Source organism: Halorubrum sp. (assembly GCF_046498025.1).
In the GTDB taxonomy this organism is placed as follows: domain Archaea; phylum Halobacteriota; class Halobacteria; order Halobacteriales; family Haloferacaceae; genus Halorubrum.
Map to the genome: position 1 here is coordinate 63,292 of NZ_JAWOBM010000078.1, position 14,637 is coordinate 77,928.

17 protein-coding genes are annotated in these 14,637 nt (G+C 70.4%); 7 read left to right on the forward strand and 10 right to left on the reverse strand.

Features of this window, described 5'->3' with window-relative positions; all coding sequences use genetic code 11:
• Positions 1-19: 19 nt before the first annotated feature.
• A complete protein-coding gene (locus tag R6U01_RS14350) occupies positions 20-814 on the reverse strand; it encodes an AAA family ATPase (RefSeq protein ID WP_410287127.1) in 795 nt (264 codons plus the stop codon).
• A 95-nt stretch (positions 815-909) separates the two neighbouring features.
• Between R6U01_RS14350 and R6U01_RS14355 the strand changes: the two genes are divergently transcribed.
• The gene (locus R6U01_RS14355; RefSeq protein ID WP_410287128.1) at positions 910-2,127 is read left to right on the forward strand and encodes an MFS transporter; all 1,218 of its coding nucleotides are present in this window, start codon (positions 910-912) and stop codon (positions 2,125-2,127) included.
• Positions 2,128-2,181: 54 nt separating this feature from the next.
• Here the strand turns inward: R6U01_RS14355 and R6U01_RS14360 are convergent, their stop codons facing one another.
• From R6U01_RS14360 to rnz, 3 genes are all read right to left on the reverse strand, one after another.
• Entirely contained in the window at positions 2,182-2,601 is a 420-nt protein-coding gene (locus tag R6U01_RS14360) for an HIT family protein (RefSeq protein WP_410287129.1), read from the reverse strand.
• A 101-nt stretch (positions 2,602-2,702) separates the two neighbouring features.
• A complete protein-coding gene (locus R6U01_RS14365) occupies positions 2,703-3,212 on the reverse strand; it encodes a hypothetical protein (RefSeq protein WP_410287130.1) in 510 nt (169 codons plus the stop codon).
• A gap of 124 nt (positions 3,213-3,336) precedes the next feature.
• Entirely contained in the window at positions 3,337-4,269 is a 933-nt protein-coding gene (gene rnz / locus R6U01_RS14370) for a ribonuclease Z (RefSeq protein WP_410287131.1), read from the reverse strand.
• Between the two features lie 168 nt (positions 4,270-4,437).
• Here rnz and R6U01_RS14375 point away from each other — a divergent pair, with 168 nt between their 5' ends.
• On the forward strand, positions 4,438-4,764 hold the full coding sequence (locus tag R6U01_RS14375; protein ID WP_410287132.1) for a hypothetical protein: 327 nt from the start codon (positions 4,438-4,440) through the stop codon (positions 4,762-4,764).
• Between the two features lie 132 nt (positions 4,765-4,896).
• Complete coding sequence (locus tag R6U01_RS14380; RefSeq protein WP_410287133.1) at positions 4,897-6,843, forward strand: ABC transporter ATP-binding protein; 1,947 nt, start codon at positions 4,897-4,899, stop codon at positions 6,841-6,843.
• A 119-nt stretch (positions 6,844-6,962) separates the two neighbouring features.
• Here R6U01_RS14380 and R6U01_RS14385 read toward each other — a convergent pair whose 3' ends face one another.
• Positions 6,963-7,295, reverse strand: coding sequence for a hypothetical protein (locus R6U01_RS14385; RefSeq protein ID WP_410287134.1), 333 nt, complete (start codon positions 7,293-7,295; stop codon positions 6,963-6,965).
• Positions 7,296-7,409: 114 nt separating this feature from the next.
• Between R6U01_RS14385 and R6U01_RS14390 the strand changes: the two genes are divergently transcribed.
• Positions 7,410-8,186 (forward strand): creatininase family protein, encoded by a 777-nt coding sequence (locus tag R6U01_RS14390; protein ID WP_410287135.1) that lies wholly within the window; start codon positions 7,410-7,412, stop codon positions 8,184-8,186.
• 10 nt (positions 8,187-8,196) lie between these two features.
• On the opposite strand, the gene R6U01_RS14395 is transcribed toward R6U01_RS14390, so the two are convergent.
• The 3 genes from R6U01_RS14395 to R6U01_RS14405 all read right to left on the reverse strand — a co-directional run bounded on the left by R6U01_RS14395 (position 8,197) and on the right by R6U01_RS14405 (position 9,853).
• On the reverse strand, positions 8,197-8,607 hold the full coding sequence (locus tag R6U01_RS14395) for a DUF5790 family protein (protein ID WP_410287136.1): 411 nt from the start codon (positions 8,605-8,607) through the stop codon (positions 8,197-8,199).
• A 172-nt stretch (positions 8,608-8,779) separates the two neighbouring features.
• Positions 8,780-8,941, reverse strand: a complete 162-nt coding sequence (locus tag R6U01_RS14400; RefSeq protein ID WP_410287137.1) for a hypothetical protein — start codon at positions 8,939-8,941, stop codon at positions 8,780-8,782.
• Between the two features lie 105 nt (positions 8,942-9,046).
• The gene (locus tag R6U01_RS14405; RefSeq protein WP_410287138.1) at positions 9,047-9,853 is read right to left on the reverse strand and encodes an aldo/keto reductase; all 807 of its coding nucleotides are present in this window, start codon (positions 9,851-9,853) and stop codon (positions 9,047-9,049) included.
• A gap of 173 nt (positions 9,854-10,026) precedes the next feature.
• Here R6U01_RS14405 and R6U01_RS14410 point away from each other — a divergent pair, with 173 nt between their 5' ends.
• Together R6U01_RS14410 and R6U01_RS14415 are read left to right on the forward strand one after the other, a co-directional pair.
• The gene (locus tag R6U01_RS14410) at positions 10,027-10,866 is read left to right on the forward strand and encodes a HAMP domain-containing protein (protein WP_410287139.1); all 840 of its coding nucleotides are present in this window, start codon (positions 10,027-10,029) and stop codon (positions 10,864-10,866) included.
• Position 10,867: 1 nt separating this feature from the next.
• A complete protein-coding gene (locus tag R6U01_RS14415; RefSeq protein WP_410287140.1) occupies positions 10,868-11,635 on the forward strand; it encodes a bacteriorhodopsin in 768 nt (255 codons plus the stop codon).
• Between the two features lie 96 nt (positions 11,636-11,731).
• Here the strand turns inward: R6U01_RS14415 and R6U01_RS14420 are convergent, their stop codons facing one another.
• Positions 11,732-12,790 (reverse strand): Lrp/AsnC family transcriptional regulator, encoded by a 1,059-nt coding sequence (locus R6U01_RS14420; RefSeq protein ID WP_410287141.1) that lies wholly within the window; start codon positions 12,788-12,790, stop codon positions 11,732-11,734.
• Between the two features lie 73 nt (positions 12,791-12,863).
• Positions 12,864-13,022 carry a hypothetical protein gene (locus R6U01_RS14425; RefSeq protein WP_410287142.1) on the reverse strand — a complete coding sequence of 53 codons (159 nt, stop codon included), beginning with the start codon at positions 13,020-13,022 and terminating at the stop codon, positions 12,864-12,866.
• Positions 13,023-13,377: 355 nt separating this feature from the next.
• Between R6U01_RS14425 and R6U01_RS14430 the strand changes: the two genes are divergently transcribed.
• Positions 13,378-14,484, forward strand: a complete 1,107-nt coding sequence (locus R6U01_RS14430) for an anthranilate phosphoribosyltransferase (RefSeq protein ID WP_410287143.1) — start codon at positions 13,378-13,380, stop codon at positions 14,482-14,484.
• The last annotated feature ends 153 nt before the right edge of the window (positions 14,485-14,637 follow it).

Genomic DNA, 14,637 nt, shown 5'->3' on the forward strand with positions numbered 1-14,637 from the left:
CTCCCGCTCGTTTCCCCGCTTACCCTCGGGACCGCATCCGCTCGACCAGCCCCGGCTCCTCGAACTCGATCCCCACCGACGCGTCGAACGCGCGCTCGTACGCCCCCGCCAGCGCCTCGACGTACGCGCCGGTCCCGGTCGCCGCCTCGGGAGCGCTCCGGACCGCGGGGTCGACGGCCGGGAGTCGAGTGTCGGCGCTCACCCCGCCGTTGCCCTCGGAGTCGGCTCCCGCGGCGCGCTCCACCGCGATCGTCCCGTCGACGCTCTCGCCGACGTCGGCCACTCGACCGCGGAGCCGCTGGAGCGCGTCGCGACCGTGCGCCGTCGCGGGCGTCACCGCCTCGACGCGGTCGGCGGCCGCGACCGCCCCGACCGCTTCGTTCGACCCGACCGGGGCGACGTCGACGATCACGGCGTCGTAGGCGGTCGTCGCCTCGTCGATCCGACGCTCCAACTTCCGCGCGGCCTCCGCCGTCTTCGCCCTGGCAACGCGCTCGAACGGCGCCCGGGCCGGGATCAGGTCCGCGCGTCCGGGGAGCGTCGCCGCCTCGCCCGCGTCGTCCCCGCCGCGGCCGGCGCGGATCGGGTACGCCGCCGCCGACAGCGACGCGTCGGTCTCGTCGGTGAGCAGCGCCGTGAGGTCGGTGCCGATCCGACCGGCGACGTACTCGGAGAGCCCCTGCGTCGTGAACGCGGCGTCGATCACGGCCACGTCGCGGCCGTCGCGCGCCCCCAGCGCGGCCAGTTCGACGGCGGTTCGCGTCGTTCCCGCGCCGCCGGTCGCCCCGACGAGCGCGAGCGTTCTGGTGTGCATGGCTCTGCTCACTGGGGTCGATTGTTAAGCGTCGCGGATCGCCGCAGCGCCGGCCACAACGTTTATGTCTCGGTTATTGGTATCGACACTGACATATGGCCGCTATCGCAGACGGGAAGTGGCGCGCGCTCGCGCTCGTCGGCGTCGCGGAGCTGTTCGCGATGACGCTCTGGTTCAGCGGGACGGCCGTCGGGCCGGAGCTGGCCGCGGCGTGGGGGCTCTCCGCGGCCGAGACGGCCTGGCTGACCAACGCGGTCCAGCTCGGCTTCGTCGTGGGGGCCCTCGCCTCGGCGTCGCTCACGATCGCCGACGTCGTCCCGCCGCGGTACCTGTTCGCCGGCTCCGCACTGCTCGGCGCGGCGGGGACGGCGGCCATCGCGGCGGTCGTCGCCAGCGGCCCGCCCGCGATCGCCCTGCGATCCCTGACGGGCGTCGCGCTCGCGGGGGTGTACCCCACCGGCATGAAGATGATGGCGTCGTGGTTCGACGCCGGGCGGGGGCTCGCCATCGGCGTCCTGGTCGGCGCGCTGACGGTCGGGTCGGCCTCGCCGCACCTCCTTCGAGCGGTCGGCGGGATCGGTCGCCCCGACGCGGTCCTGTACGGCACGGCCGCGCTGGCGGCGCTCGGCGGCGCGCTCGTCCTCGCGTACGAGGACGGGCCGCACCAGCCCGAGACGGCACCGTTCGATCCGGGCGCGATCCGCCGGATCGTCACCGACCGCGGCGTCGTCCTCGCGAACACCGGCTACTTCGGTCACATGTGGGAGCTGTACGCGGTCTGGACGTGGATCCCGTTCTACATCGCCGCGAGCTTCGAGGTCGGCGGGGTGGTCGACGCCGACGGCCGCGCCGCGCTGCTGGCGTTCGCGACTATCGCGATCGGCGGCGTCGGCGCGTGGCTGGCCGGATCCGCGGCCGACCGCTGGGGTCGGTCCGCCGTCACCAGCCTGTCCATGGCCGTCTCGGGGAGCGCCTGTCTGCTCGCGGGCGTCGTCTTCGGGTCGTCGCCGCTCGTGGTCGTCCCGTTCGTCCTCGTCTGGGGCTTCTTCATCGTGGCCGACTCCGCGCAGTTCTCAGCCGCCGTCTCCGAACTCGCCGACGAGAGCTACGTCGGCTCCGCGCTGACGCTACAGACCGCCGTCGGCTTCCTCATCACCATCGCCTCGATCCAGCTGGTTTCCCTCGTGCGGGACGCCGCCGGCTGGCAGTGGGCCTTCGCCCCGCTCGTCGTCGGGCCGCTCGTGGGCACCGGGGCGATGCTGTGGCTCCGCACGCTCCCGGAGGCCGACCGGCTGGCGGGGGGGCGGGGGTAGGTCGGCGGGCGATCGGCCGCCGGCCGGCGTCCCCGCGACCCCCGAGTCAGCCTCTCACTCGGCGATCGCTTCGGCCACGGCGTCCAGTTCGTCGTCGGAGAGGTCCGGTCGCTCGCCGCCCACCGCGTGGAGCGGCGCGCCGCCGTCGCCCTCGAACCGCGGGATAATGTGGACGTGGACGTGCGGGACCTCCTGGCCGGCCGCCTCGCCGTCGTTGATCCCGACGTTGGCGCCGTCGGCGCCGACGGTCGACTGGACGCGCGAGTTGAGCTCGGTCACGGCCGCGAACAGATCGCTCGCGAGGTCGCCGTCGAGGTCGCCGACGTGTTCGGCGTGGGCCTTCGGGATCACGAGGGTGTGCCCGCGAGCCAACGGGTTGGCGTCGAGGAACGCCAGCACGTCCTCGGTCTCGTGGACGGTCCGGGCCGGGATGTCGCCGGCGACGATCGAACAGAAGACGCAGTCGTCGGACATACGCGAGGAGTCGGCGCCGCGACTCATCAAGGTTTCCCGGGCGCGGGTCTCGGGCGGCGCGGGCGGCCCTGCGGGCGACGGTATCGCCCGGCGCGCGGCCCTTACTCGTCGGCGTCCTCGCGAACGGTCCCGCCGACGACGAGCGCGGCCCCGATGATCACGAGGTTCTTGACGATGTACTGTCCCTCGACGGTCAGCCCGAACGGGAACGTCGTGAACACGACGTCGGGCAGGAGGACGATCGGCAGGAAGGTGCCGGGCATCTGGAGGAACAACAGCAGGATCCCGACTCTGATGAGGGGCCGGTACAGCAGACACAGCCCGATGAGCACCTCCCAGACCCCGAGGATCGGGACGAACATCTCCGCCGGCACCACGTACACCGTCGCGGCGACGAGCTCCGCGGCCGGACTCCCGCCGACCACTTTCAACCCGCCGAACCAGACGAACACGATCCCGAGCGCGACGCGGAGGGCGGGGATCCCGAGCCGGTTCATCTGCCGCGTGATCTCGCGGTCGATCCGGTCGAAGCGCTCCCGGACCGATTCGAACCGGTCCGTCGCCTCCAGATCCCCCTCGACGTCGGTCTGCGTCGTCTGTGTGTCGGACATCGCTTCTCGGGATTATAGGGCGCCGATACGCAAAAATGCTCCTCAGAGTGTCCCTGAGCGGGAATACGTGGGGTTTCTCGCGGTGCGTTCTCGGCGGCGACGCGATCGCCGGAGGGGTCCTCGTTCACTCCGCCGCGTCGGGGAACGGCACCTCGATCAGATCGCCGTCGTCGGGGAGCAGGACGTCGCCGTCGAACGCCGCTCGCGCCTCCCGCAGGATCGGAGTGGCGTCGGCGGCGTACCGCGAGGAGACGTGAACCAGCGCCAGCCGCTTCGCGTCGGCGCGAGCGGCGATCTCGCCGGCCTCCCGGCCGGTCGAGTGCGCCGTGTCGCGGGCCCGGTCGGCCATCTCGTCGGTGAACGTCGCGTCGTGGACGAGGAGGTCGGCGTCGCGGGCGACCTCGACCGTCCGCTCTCGCGGGCGCGTGTCGGCGGTGTACGCGAGCGTCCGGCCGGGTCGCGGCGGGCCGACGACCTGCTCCGGCTCGACGACCGTCCCGTCCTCGGCCTCGACGGGCTCGCCGGCGTGGAGCCGGCCGAACTTCGGCCCGACGGGGACGCCCAGTTCCTCGGCTTTCGGGCGGTCGAACCGGCCGGGGCGGTCGTCCTCCTCGAGGACGTACCCCTGCGAGACGGTCCGGTGTTCCGTCTCGAAGGCGCGGACCTCGTAGCCGTCGGCGTCGAGCGCCACCTCCCCCGGCGCGACCTCCTCGATGCGCACGCGGAAGGCGGGGTCGTGACCGACCGCGTGGACGAGGTCGCTGAGGTCGTCCGCGGTCCCCGGCGGGCAGTGGACCGTCAGGGGTTCCGTCCGGTCGTTGAACCCGAGGGTCTGGACCAGTCCCGGGATCCCGAGGACGTGGTCGCCGTGGAGGTGCGAGACGAACAGGTGGTCGATCCCGAACCCGGTGCCGAACCGCATCATGCCGCGCTGGGTCCCCTCGCCGCAGTCGAAGAGGAGGCGGTCGCCCTCGCGGTTGACGAACAGTGCGCTCGGCGCGCGCTCGGTGGTCGGAACCGCGCCGCCCGTGCCGAGAAACGTGACGCGAAGGGACATACCCGCCCTGCGGTCGGCGGCGATAAACTCCTTTCGAGGTCGGCGTCGCGGTCGTCGCCTCCGCCGATTGCGGCGTAACAGAGACGGCCTCGTCGAGTGCGACGCGACGGAGACGGCCTCGTCGACCGGGGCCGAAGCCGACATGTGTCCGCCGCCCCGAACGCGACCATGCACGACTCGATCGCCGCGCTCGTCCGACAGGAGGGGTGGCGCGCGGAGGGCGCCGCCGCCCGAGTCCACTACGACGGCGGCGGCGACCGGTTCGCGGTGGAGTTCTACGCCGAGGCCGAGCGCGTCCTCTACTGGACGGTGCCCGCCCCCGGCGGCGACGCCGCGACGACGGCGGACGCGTCGTCGACTCGCGACGCCTCGACGCCGACCGCCACGGCCGCCCCGGTCCCCCGCGACGACGTCCCCGACCCCCTCCGGCGACGCATCCGGGAGGACCTCGCCGCCGCCGACGTCGACCCGTCGGTCGAGCGCCGCGAGGTGTGACCCCTCCTCCGGACTCCGGAGGCGGATCCGCCGGCCGAAACGCGGTCGTTGGCCCGCGATACCGGCGATTTCCTCCGATATGTTTCGGTTCGAAGGAAACCTATTTGCCGACAGATACGATATGGAACGGTAATGAGTAGTGTCGAATGGGAGGAAGACGACCCCTTCGAGGAACAACGGGACAAGATCGAGAACCCGATGAAACGGCTGTTCCTCGCGTACGGTCGCGACTACCTCCCGCAGGTCACCGTCGGTATCCTCGCCAGCGTCTTCGCGCGGCTCCTCGATCTCCTCCCGCCGCTCATGCTCGGGATCGCCATCGACGCCGTCTTCTACGAGGACGCGCTCTTCAGCGAGCAGATCCCGCTCGTGATCCTCCCGGACGCGTGGCTTCCCACGGGACAGACGGAACAGTTCTGGTTCACCATCGCGGTCATCGGGGCCGCGTTCGGCCTCGGCGCCGGCTTCCACTGGATCCGCAACTGGGGGTTCAACGCGTTCGCCCAGAACATCCAGCACGACGTCCGGACCGACACCTACGACAAGATGCAGCGGCTGAACATGGAGTTCTTCTCCGACAAGCAGACCGGGGAGATGATGTCGATCCTCTCGAACGACGTGAACCGGCTCGAACGGTTCTTAAACGACGGGATGAACTCCCTGTTCCGCCTCTCCGTGATGGTGTTGGGCATCGGGTTCCTCCTCGTGTGGATCAACTGGCAGCTCGCGCTCGTCGCGCTCCTCCCGGTCCCGGTCATCGGGGGCTTCACCTACCTCTTCATCAAGACGATCCAGCCGAAGTACGCCAAGGTGCGCTCCTCGGTCGGGAAGATGAACTCCCGGCTCGAGAACAACCTCGGCGGCATCCAGGTGATCAAGTCGTCGAACACCGAGCCGTACGAGTCCGACCGCGTCGACGACGTCTCGATGGACTACTTCGACGCCAACTGGGGCGCGATCAAGACCCGCATCAAGTTCTTCCCCGGGCTCCGCGTGCTCGCCGGAATCGGGTTCGTGCTCACCTTCGTCGTCGGCGGGCTCTGGGTGTTCCAAGAGACGCCGCCGGGGCCGTTCACCGGCGAGCTCTCGGTCGGCATGTTCGTCGTGTTCATCCTCTACACCCAGCGGTTCATCTGGCCGATGGCGCAGTTCGGGCAGATCATCAACATGTACCAGCGCGCCCGCGCCTCCTCCGCGCGGATCTTCGGGCTGATGGACGAGCCCTCCCGGCTCGCCGAGGACCCCGACGCCGAGGAGCTGGCCGTCGACGACGGCGACGTCGTCTACGACGACGTCTCGTTCGGCTACGACGAGGAGACGATAATCGAGGACGTCGACTTCGCGGTCGAGGGCGGCGAGACGCTCGCGCTGGTGGGCCCGACCGGCGCCGGGAAGTCCACGGTCCTCAAGCTGCTGCTCCGGATGTACGACGTCGACGACGGCGCGATCCGGATCGACGGGCAGGACGTCCGGGACGTGACGCTCAAGTCGCTCCGCCGGTCGATCGGCTACGTCGGCCAGTCGTCGTACCTGTTCTACGGCACCGTCCGTGAGAACATCGCGTACGGCACGTTCGACGCGACCGACGAGGAGGTCCGCGAGGCCGCGAAGGCCGCGGAGGCGCACGAGTTCATCGAGAACCTCCCGGAGGGCTACGACACGATGGTCGGCGAGCGCGGCGTGAAGCTCTCCGGCGGGCAGCGCCAGCGCGTCACCATCGCGCGGGCGGTCCTCAAGGACCCCGACATCCTCATCCTCGACGAGGCGACCTCCGACGTCGACACCGAGACGGAGATGCTGATCCAGCGCTCGCTCGACCGGCTCACCGCCGACCGGACGACGTTCGCCATCGCCCACCGGCTCTCCACGATCAAGGACGCCGACACGATCCTCGTATTAGAGGGCGGCGAGATCGTCGAGCGCGGGACGCACGCGGAACTGCTCGACAACGCGGGGCTCTACGCCCACCTCTGGGGCGTGCAGGCCGGCGAGATCGACGAGCTTCCGCAGGAGTTCATCGACCGAGCCCAGCAGCGGACCGCGCGCCTGATAGAGGACGCGGAGAGCGACGACGACTGAGCGGGCGTCGTCGGTCGACCCGGCGACCTCGGCTGACCCGGCGGCGTCGGTCGACCCGACGCTCCCCGCGACCACCCGAACCCGAGACCGAGGCGCCTTGGACTCCCGATGGCCCCCGCTCACATCGACAGCCGACTCCAGTCGTCCGCGCCGCCGCCGTCGCCCTCCGCTCCGCTCCCCTCCGCGGTGACCCCCTCGCTTCCCGGTCCCTCGCCGAGCGCGCGGAGGACCGCGTCGCGAACCTCCTGCGGCTCGTGGAACCTCGTCCGTTCGCACCGCTCTAACGCCGTTTCGAGCCGTTCGCTCCCGCCTCCGACCTCCAACTCGAACCCGCCGTACTGCTCGATCAGCTCCCCGACGGACACCGGATAGCTGTGTTCGCGGAGCGCCCGCTTCAGCGGTCCGAACGTAACCCCCGCCGCTCGCCCGTGTTCCCCGTTCTCGTCACCCATGCGTGGCGTCTCGTCGGGCACCGGAATAATTCCTCGGGCCGACGCGCGCCGGTCGCGGCCGGGGCCTCGCTCCGGGACCGTCGGCTATACGACGCGTCCCGCAGAGGGGACGGTATGCGACTCGCGGACGCCACCTGGACCGACGTGCGCGACGCCGACGTCGACGTCGCGTTCGTCCCCGTCGGCAGCACCGAACAGCACGGCCCCCACGCGCCCCTGGGGACGGACACGCTCGACGCCGTCGCCGTCGCGGAGGCGGGGGCGGCGGCGTACGAGGCGGCGGCCGAATCGCCGGGGAGCGGCGGGGCGACGGCAGGCGACGCGGGCGAAGTCGCCGTCGCCCCGTCGATCCCCGTCGGCGTCGCCGAGGAGCACCGCGCCTTCGACGGCACGATGTGGGTCTCGCCGGACGCTTTCCGGACGTACGTCCGCGAGGCGGCCGAATCGCTGCCGCACCACGGGATCGACCGGGTCGTGTTCGTCAACGGACATGGCGGCAACGTGGAGGCGCTCGCGGAGGTCGCCCGCCGGTTCTCTCGGGACCCCGCCCACGACGGGTACGCCGTCGCGTTCACGTGGTTCGAGGCGGTCGGCGAACACGCGGGCGACATGGGCCACGCCGGCCCGCTGGAGACGGCGCTGCTGCGCGCGACCAACCCGGGGCTCGTCCGCGAGGACCGCGTCGCGGCCGCGCGGGAAGGCGCCGCCGACCGGTGGGGCGAGTGGGTCTCGGGCGTGAACCTCGCGCACGACTCGGACGAGTTCGCGGAGAACGGCGTGGTCGGTGACCCGGCCGCCGGCGACGCCGAGCGCGGCGAGGTCCTGCTCGACCTCGCGAGCGACGCGCTCGCGGAGCTCGCGGCGGCGGTCGTCGAGCGGGAGTCCGTTTAAAAAGAGAGCGTTACTCGTCCTCGTCGACGGCCTCCGCGGCGTCCTGTAGCGACCCGCGGATCGCCGGGACGGTGCCGGTGAGCGACGCGACCTCCTCGGCGGCGCTCTCGATGTCGCCGACGAGCGACTCCAGCTCCTCGATCTCCGACTTCAAATCGTCGGCGTCCTCGAAGGCGTCGGCCCGCTCGCCGAGCACGTACGCCTTCTTCGCCGATCGGACGGAGTCGAGCGCGTCGCCGACGTCGAGCGCGGACTTGAGCCCGTTGAGCGCGCCGAGCACGTTGTCCGCGTCCGTCTCCCACACGTCGTCCGGGTCCGGGAGCTCGTTCCGAGCGGCCGCGAGGTGCTCTTCGACCTCGGCACGGGTCTCTTCGGCCGCCTCGCCGAACAGGTCGTCGTCGTCGAACGTGGACTGGCTCATACCCGTGTCGTCGTTCCCGCACCTTTTAAAAACGCGCCCGAAAGCGAAAGTGAAACCGCGGCCGAAGGGCCGTCTGGGTCCCCGTTCGGTGCGGGACGGCGTTCAGTTCCGCCGCGGACGTCGGCCGGGTCGCCTCGTCGGCGGCGACACCTGGACCCGCCGCGGCGTCATCCTACAGCCGAACGAGGAGCTCTAGCATGACAAGCGCGATCAGGAGTCCAGACACGCCGGCCAGCAGGAGGAGCGTGCGGAGCCACTCGACGACCCGCTCCGCGCTCGGCGTGGCGGCGAGCAGCACCGGTCGTTGAGGCGAGCCGACGTCGGGATCGGTCACAGATACGGAAACGGCCGGAACCGACGTAAAACCGACTATGAGGCGGCTGTACCGGTCACGTCGGCTCCGGACACCTATATATCCGCTCGGAGGGGGCGCCCCCGGTCACACCCGGTTCCACGGCGCCTCTTCGAAGTCGACGACGCGCTCTCCCCGGTCGAGAGCGTCGATCCGGTCGACGTCCTCGGGATCGAGCTCGAGGTCGCGCGCCGCCCAGTTCGCCTCGACGTGGTCGGGGTCGGCGGCCTTCGGGATCGGCGCGACCCGCTCCTTCGAGAGCAGCCACGCGAGGCTCACCTGCGCCGGACTCGCGTCGTGTTTCTCGGCGACCTCCCGAAGGGCGTCCACGTCCGCGACCCGGTTGCGCGCGATGGGCGAGTACGCGACGAGCCAGTGGCCGTGCTCGACGGCGAGCTCGCGCAGCTCCGTCTGCTGGAGCAGCGGGTGACACTCCACCTGGTGGGCGAACACGTCGTGGTCGAGCCGGTCGATGGCCGTCTCGAGCTGATCGGGCCGGAAGTTCGAGAGCCCGATGCGGTCGACGACGCCCTCGTCGACGAGGTCGTCGAGCGCGGGCAGCGTCTCCGCCGGGTCGTAGGTGTTGATCGGCCAGTGGACGTAGAGGAGGTCGATCGAGTCGACCCCGAGCCGGTCGCGGCTCACCCGGGCGGTCGCGACCGCGTCGTCGTACGAGAGGTTGTCCGTCGAGAGCTTCGTCGCGACGAACAGGTCGTCGCGGTCGACGTCGGTGCGGTCGATCCCCGCCGACACCGACGCCTCGTTGTCGTACCCTTGCGCCGTGTCGACGTGACGGTACCCCGTCTCGAGGGCGTGGGCGACCCCGGCGACGCACTCCTCGCCGTCCGCCAGCTTGTACGTCCCGTACCCGAGCCGATCGAACGCGTTGGACATACTCATCCGGGGACCGCAACGCCCCTCAACGTACCGGTCTCGCGCGCTGGCGTCGGTCTCGCAACACGCGGGGCGACGGAAGCCCCGCTCGATTTCGGGTCGCACAGGGTTCTCAGATCTGATATTTTTGTCACAGTTATTAATTCGGTCGTCGCCCTGGGGATCGACACCCCATGCAAGAGGGACCGTTCTCCGGCGTCCGGTCGAGTTACGGCGCGAAACTCGCGCTGTCGCTGATCGGCGTCACGGGGATCTCAGTGACGTACGGGGCCGTCGTCTACCTCCGAACGGAGGGGATCGGGGCGGTCGGCGCGGAGATCCGCTCCGGGCTGATCGGGATGACGCTGTTGACGGTCATCGGACTCGCGCTCATCGGGGTCACGGTCGGGTCGAACACGGTTATCTCGCTGCGCCGGCTCACGGCGAAGGCGGAGCGGATGGCCGAGGGCGACCTCGACGTGACGCTCGAGACGGGACGGACCGACGAGATCGGCCGGCTGTTCGAGGCGTTCGACGCCATGCGCGGCTCGCTCCGCGCCGAGATCGACGACGCCGAGACCGCCCGCGAGGAGGCTGAGGCGGCGCGCCGGGAGGCCTCCGAGCGCACCGACACCAGCATGACCGAGATTACCCGCGCCACGGAGACGCAGGCCGACTCCGTGGACGCGGTCGTCGGCCACGTCGAGGACGTCTCCGCGATCAGCGCGCAGACGGCCAGCGCGGCCGGCGACGTCACCGGCGCGGTCGACGAACAGGAGCGCACCCTCGGGGCCGTCGAGACCGCCGCCGAGTCGCTCTCCGACCGTGCCAGCCGTCTCCGCGCCGCCGCCGGCGGCTTCGAGTTCGCGGCCGACGGCGCGCTCGCCGGAGCCGACTCGGGCGACCCGGACGCCGCGAACGCGGCCGTCACGGCGGTCTCAGACGGCGGGACGGCGGGCGGTGAGGACACCGACTTCGATTTCTCGCACGGCGGCGGAGTCGACGACGGCGCCGCCGGAGAGTGGGTGAACTGAGATGCTGACCGACACGACGGTGTGGGCGTGGCTCGGCCTGCTCGCGATGGGCGCCGGAACGGTTCCGCCGCTGTGGAACTGGGCCACCCGGTCGTCGGCGTCGGGGGAGTCGCACGCGCGGTACTACGCCACCCTCGCCGGCGTCACCGGCGTCGCGGCGCTCGCGTACCTCGCGATGGCGCTCGGGCTCGGGACGGTGGCGACGCCGGGCGGTGACCTGCCGGTCGCCCGCTACCTCGACTGGCTGATCACGACCCCGCTGCTGCTCCTGTACCTCGGCCTGCTCGCCCGGCCGTCACGCCGCGTCCTCGCCGGACTGATCGCCGTCGACGTGGTGATCATCGCCGGCGGAATCGCGGCGGTCGTCACCGCGGGAACGCGCTCATGGGCCCTGTTCGGCGTCGCCGCGGCGGCGTACGTCGCGCTCGTCTACGGCCTGCTCGTCACGCTCCCGCGATCGGCGTCGGCCGAGAGAGACCGCGTCCGGGCCGTCTTCGGGACCCTCCGGAACATCACGGTCGTCCTCTGGACGCTGTACCCGGTCGTCTGGGTGCTCGCGCCCACCGGGCTCGGGCTCCTGACGAGTTCCACGGAGATGCTCGTCTTCGTCTACCTCGACGTCGTCTCGAAGGTCGGCTTCGTCGTCGTCGCGGTCGCGGGCGCGGACGCGCTCGACGGACTCGACGCGGGACGCGGCCTCGACGCCGACGCCCTCGGCAACGACGCCCTTGACGCGGACGAGCCGGCCGCGTCGTTCGGCGACGACTGAGAGACGCGGATTCGTCTTCCGCTCTCCCGTCCGTTTTTCAGGACCGTCGACGTCTCGTTGGTCGCCGTCGTCTCGGTAGTAGTAGTCGGCGCCTCGTTACTCGCCGTCGGCGACGAGGTCCTCGTATCGCGCGCCGGTCTGTTTCAGGGTCTCCGTCGAGTAGAGCCGCTCGTGGGCGAACGGTAGGTGCTCGGCCGCCAGCTCGTCGATCTTGGCGTCGACGGCCTCGGCCTCGCGGCCGTGGATCATCGTGAACAGGTTGTACTCCCACTCCTGGTCCGTCCGCCGGGGCCGATGGTAACACAGCGTCACGTACGGCAGGCTCCCGACCGCCTCGCCGCGCTCGTCGAGCTCGTCGTCGGGCACGTCCCAGACGACCATGCAGTTGTTCGTGAACCCGGTGACGACGTGGTTGACCACACAGCCGATACGCTTGATACAGCCGTCGGCGAGCAGGCGCTCGACCGCCGCGAGCACGTCGTCGAGCGGGGCGTCGATCTCGTCCGCCACGTCGGCGTAGGGGGTCGCCGACAGCGGGAAGCCGTCCTGGATCGCCAGGAGGAGGTCCGCCTCCAACGCGCTCAGGTCGCCGCGGGCGTCCTCGGAGATGCGGGTGGCGGAGACCGCGGTGTGGTCGAGGGACTCCCGGGCGAACCGGTCTCCGTTGACCACGGGAAACTCCAGGTCGATGTAGTAGTCCGTGAGCATCGGGAGGTTCAGCACCTCGCAGCCGGTCCGCTCCTCGATCTCCGCGAGGATCGCGTCGCGCGTCTCCCGGGAGCCGGCGGTGACGACGAACCACTGGTTCCACTCGTGGTCGCGCCGGTAGTTGTGGTTCACCTGTCGGTAGCCGTTGATGATCTCGGCGACCTCGTCGAACCGGTCCTCCGGCGCGCGCACCGCGGCGAGGGTCGAGGAACCGATGACCGGGGGATTCAGCACCGCGCCGAACCGCCGGAACACGCCCTGTTCGCGGAGGTCGCGGACGCGGTCGAGAACCTCGTCGGCGTCGACGTCCGCACCGGTTTCGGCCGCAATGTCGCGGGCGACTCGCTCGAACGGGCGCGGCTCGACGGGGAACCCGCTCTGGTACTCGTCGATGAGCGCCGCGTCGACCGCGTCGATCCCGGTCCGCCAGTCGGCGTCCAGACTCATTACGTCTTGTTCGCGTCGCTCGTACCTACGGGTTTCGGAGAACGGCGGCCGTTCCGGGCGGCTCGGAGGGGGGTCAGTCGTCAGCGGGGGTCCGCTCCGGCGTCGGCGCGAACGCGCGGGCGCTCTCCTCTAGTTGCGCCGTCGAGCAACCGCCGACGGTGGCGGCCTGTTTGAGCGTCAGAGTGCGAGCGCGATACAGCGTCAGTGCGGTGGCCAGAGATTTTGACGTCATCGGGAACAATTCTTCACTGGGTGGACATACATATAACTCTAACGCCTTTATTGGCGCGTTACAGAATATATTAGCGACAGAATACTCTGTATCAGACACAAAATAGTCTAAAAACGAACGATTGTCTGATAAAGATGTGTGACTGACTACCACGGCACCGGCGCGATCCGACTCGTTCGTCGGGTCCGTCGCTCGCGCGCGCCGCCCGACGCGTCTTCTCCGCGGCCCGCATCCCGGCGCAGCCTGCCTCCCGGCGCGGCCCGCATCCCGGCGCGGACCTCCTCCCAGCGCGGCCCGTTCCCGCGACTCGGGAGTCGAGCGAGGGACTTTTCGTTCGAGGTCCCCAACGGCGCGTATGGCTCAGGCGACTCAGGAGTTCGGCGACTGGCCCCTCAAGCGGCTGATGACCGAGGTCTGCGGCTCCGGCCACAAGTCGGCCGACGACCTGTCGCGCGCGCAGGCGACCGAGGCGTTCGAGCGCATCCTCGCGGGCGAACCGGACCCGACCACACTCGGCGCGTTCTGGCTCTCGAACCGCTGGAAGCGGAACACGCCAGAGGAGCTCGGGGCGTACGTCGACGTGATGTGCGACCGCGTCGAGTACGCCGAACCCGACGCCGACCCGGTCGACTGCGGCGCCAACTACGACGGGAAGGGACGGACCGCGATCCTCGGCGTCGCCGCCGGCGTCGTCGCCGCCGCGGCCGGCACCCCCGTCGTCGTCCACTCCGGCGACCGCGTCCCCACGCAGAAGCAGGACGCCTACAAGCACGTCTTAGACGAGCTGGGCGTCCACACCGAGCTGACGCCCGGCGACTCCGCCGACATGGTCGACGAGACCGGGTTCGGCTTCTACTACCAGCCCGCGTTCAACCCCGCGATCGACGACCTGTTCGACCGCCGCGACCAGATGGGGGTCCGGACGTTCGTCAACACGATCGAGACGCTGACGAACCCCGCCGGGGCGTCCGTCCACCTCGGCTCCTTCTACCACCTCGCGTTCGCGAAGAAGGTGGTCGACACGTTCGTCGAGAGCGAGTTCCACGACCTCGACCGCGTCCTGATGTTCCAGGGCATGGAGGGGTACGACGACGTCCGACCCGGCTACACCAAGGTCGCAGAGTGGGACGCCGACGGCGGCGAGACGGCCGACGACGACGAGACCGGCAGCGAGGGCGTATCCTTCGACGACTTCGAGATCGAGACCGCTGAGTACGGGATGGACCTCGAAGAGGCTGACCTCGCGGTCGACGACGTCGCCGCCGACTCCGCTGAGATCACGGAGGAGGTGCTGGCCGGCGACCGCGACGACGCCTTCGCCGACGCGGTCGCGGTCAACGCCGCGCTCCGGATCTACGCCCGCGAGGACGCCGACTCGATCGACGACGGGCTGGACGCCGCCCGCGAGGCTATCGACGACGGCTCCGCTGCGGCCGTGCTCGAGGATCTCCGGGCGTTCTGAGGCTCGGCTCGACGGTCGCTGACTCCGGCCGTCGACGCGCTTTTGGGGGAAATTTGGGACAGAGTTCGGAAAGCCCACTTACGCGTTCGTGCCCAACGTTCACATGCATAGAACACCATGACACACGACGCCATCTCACACCGAGGATGCCTC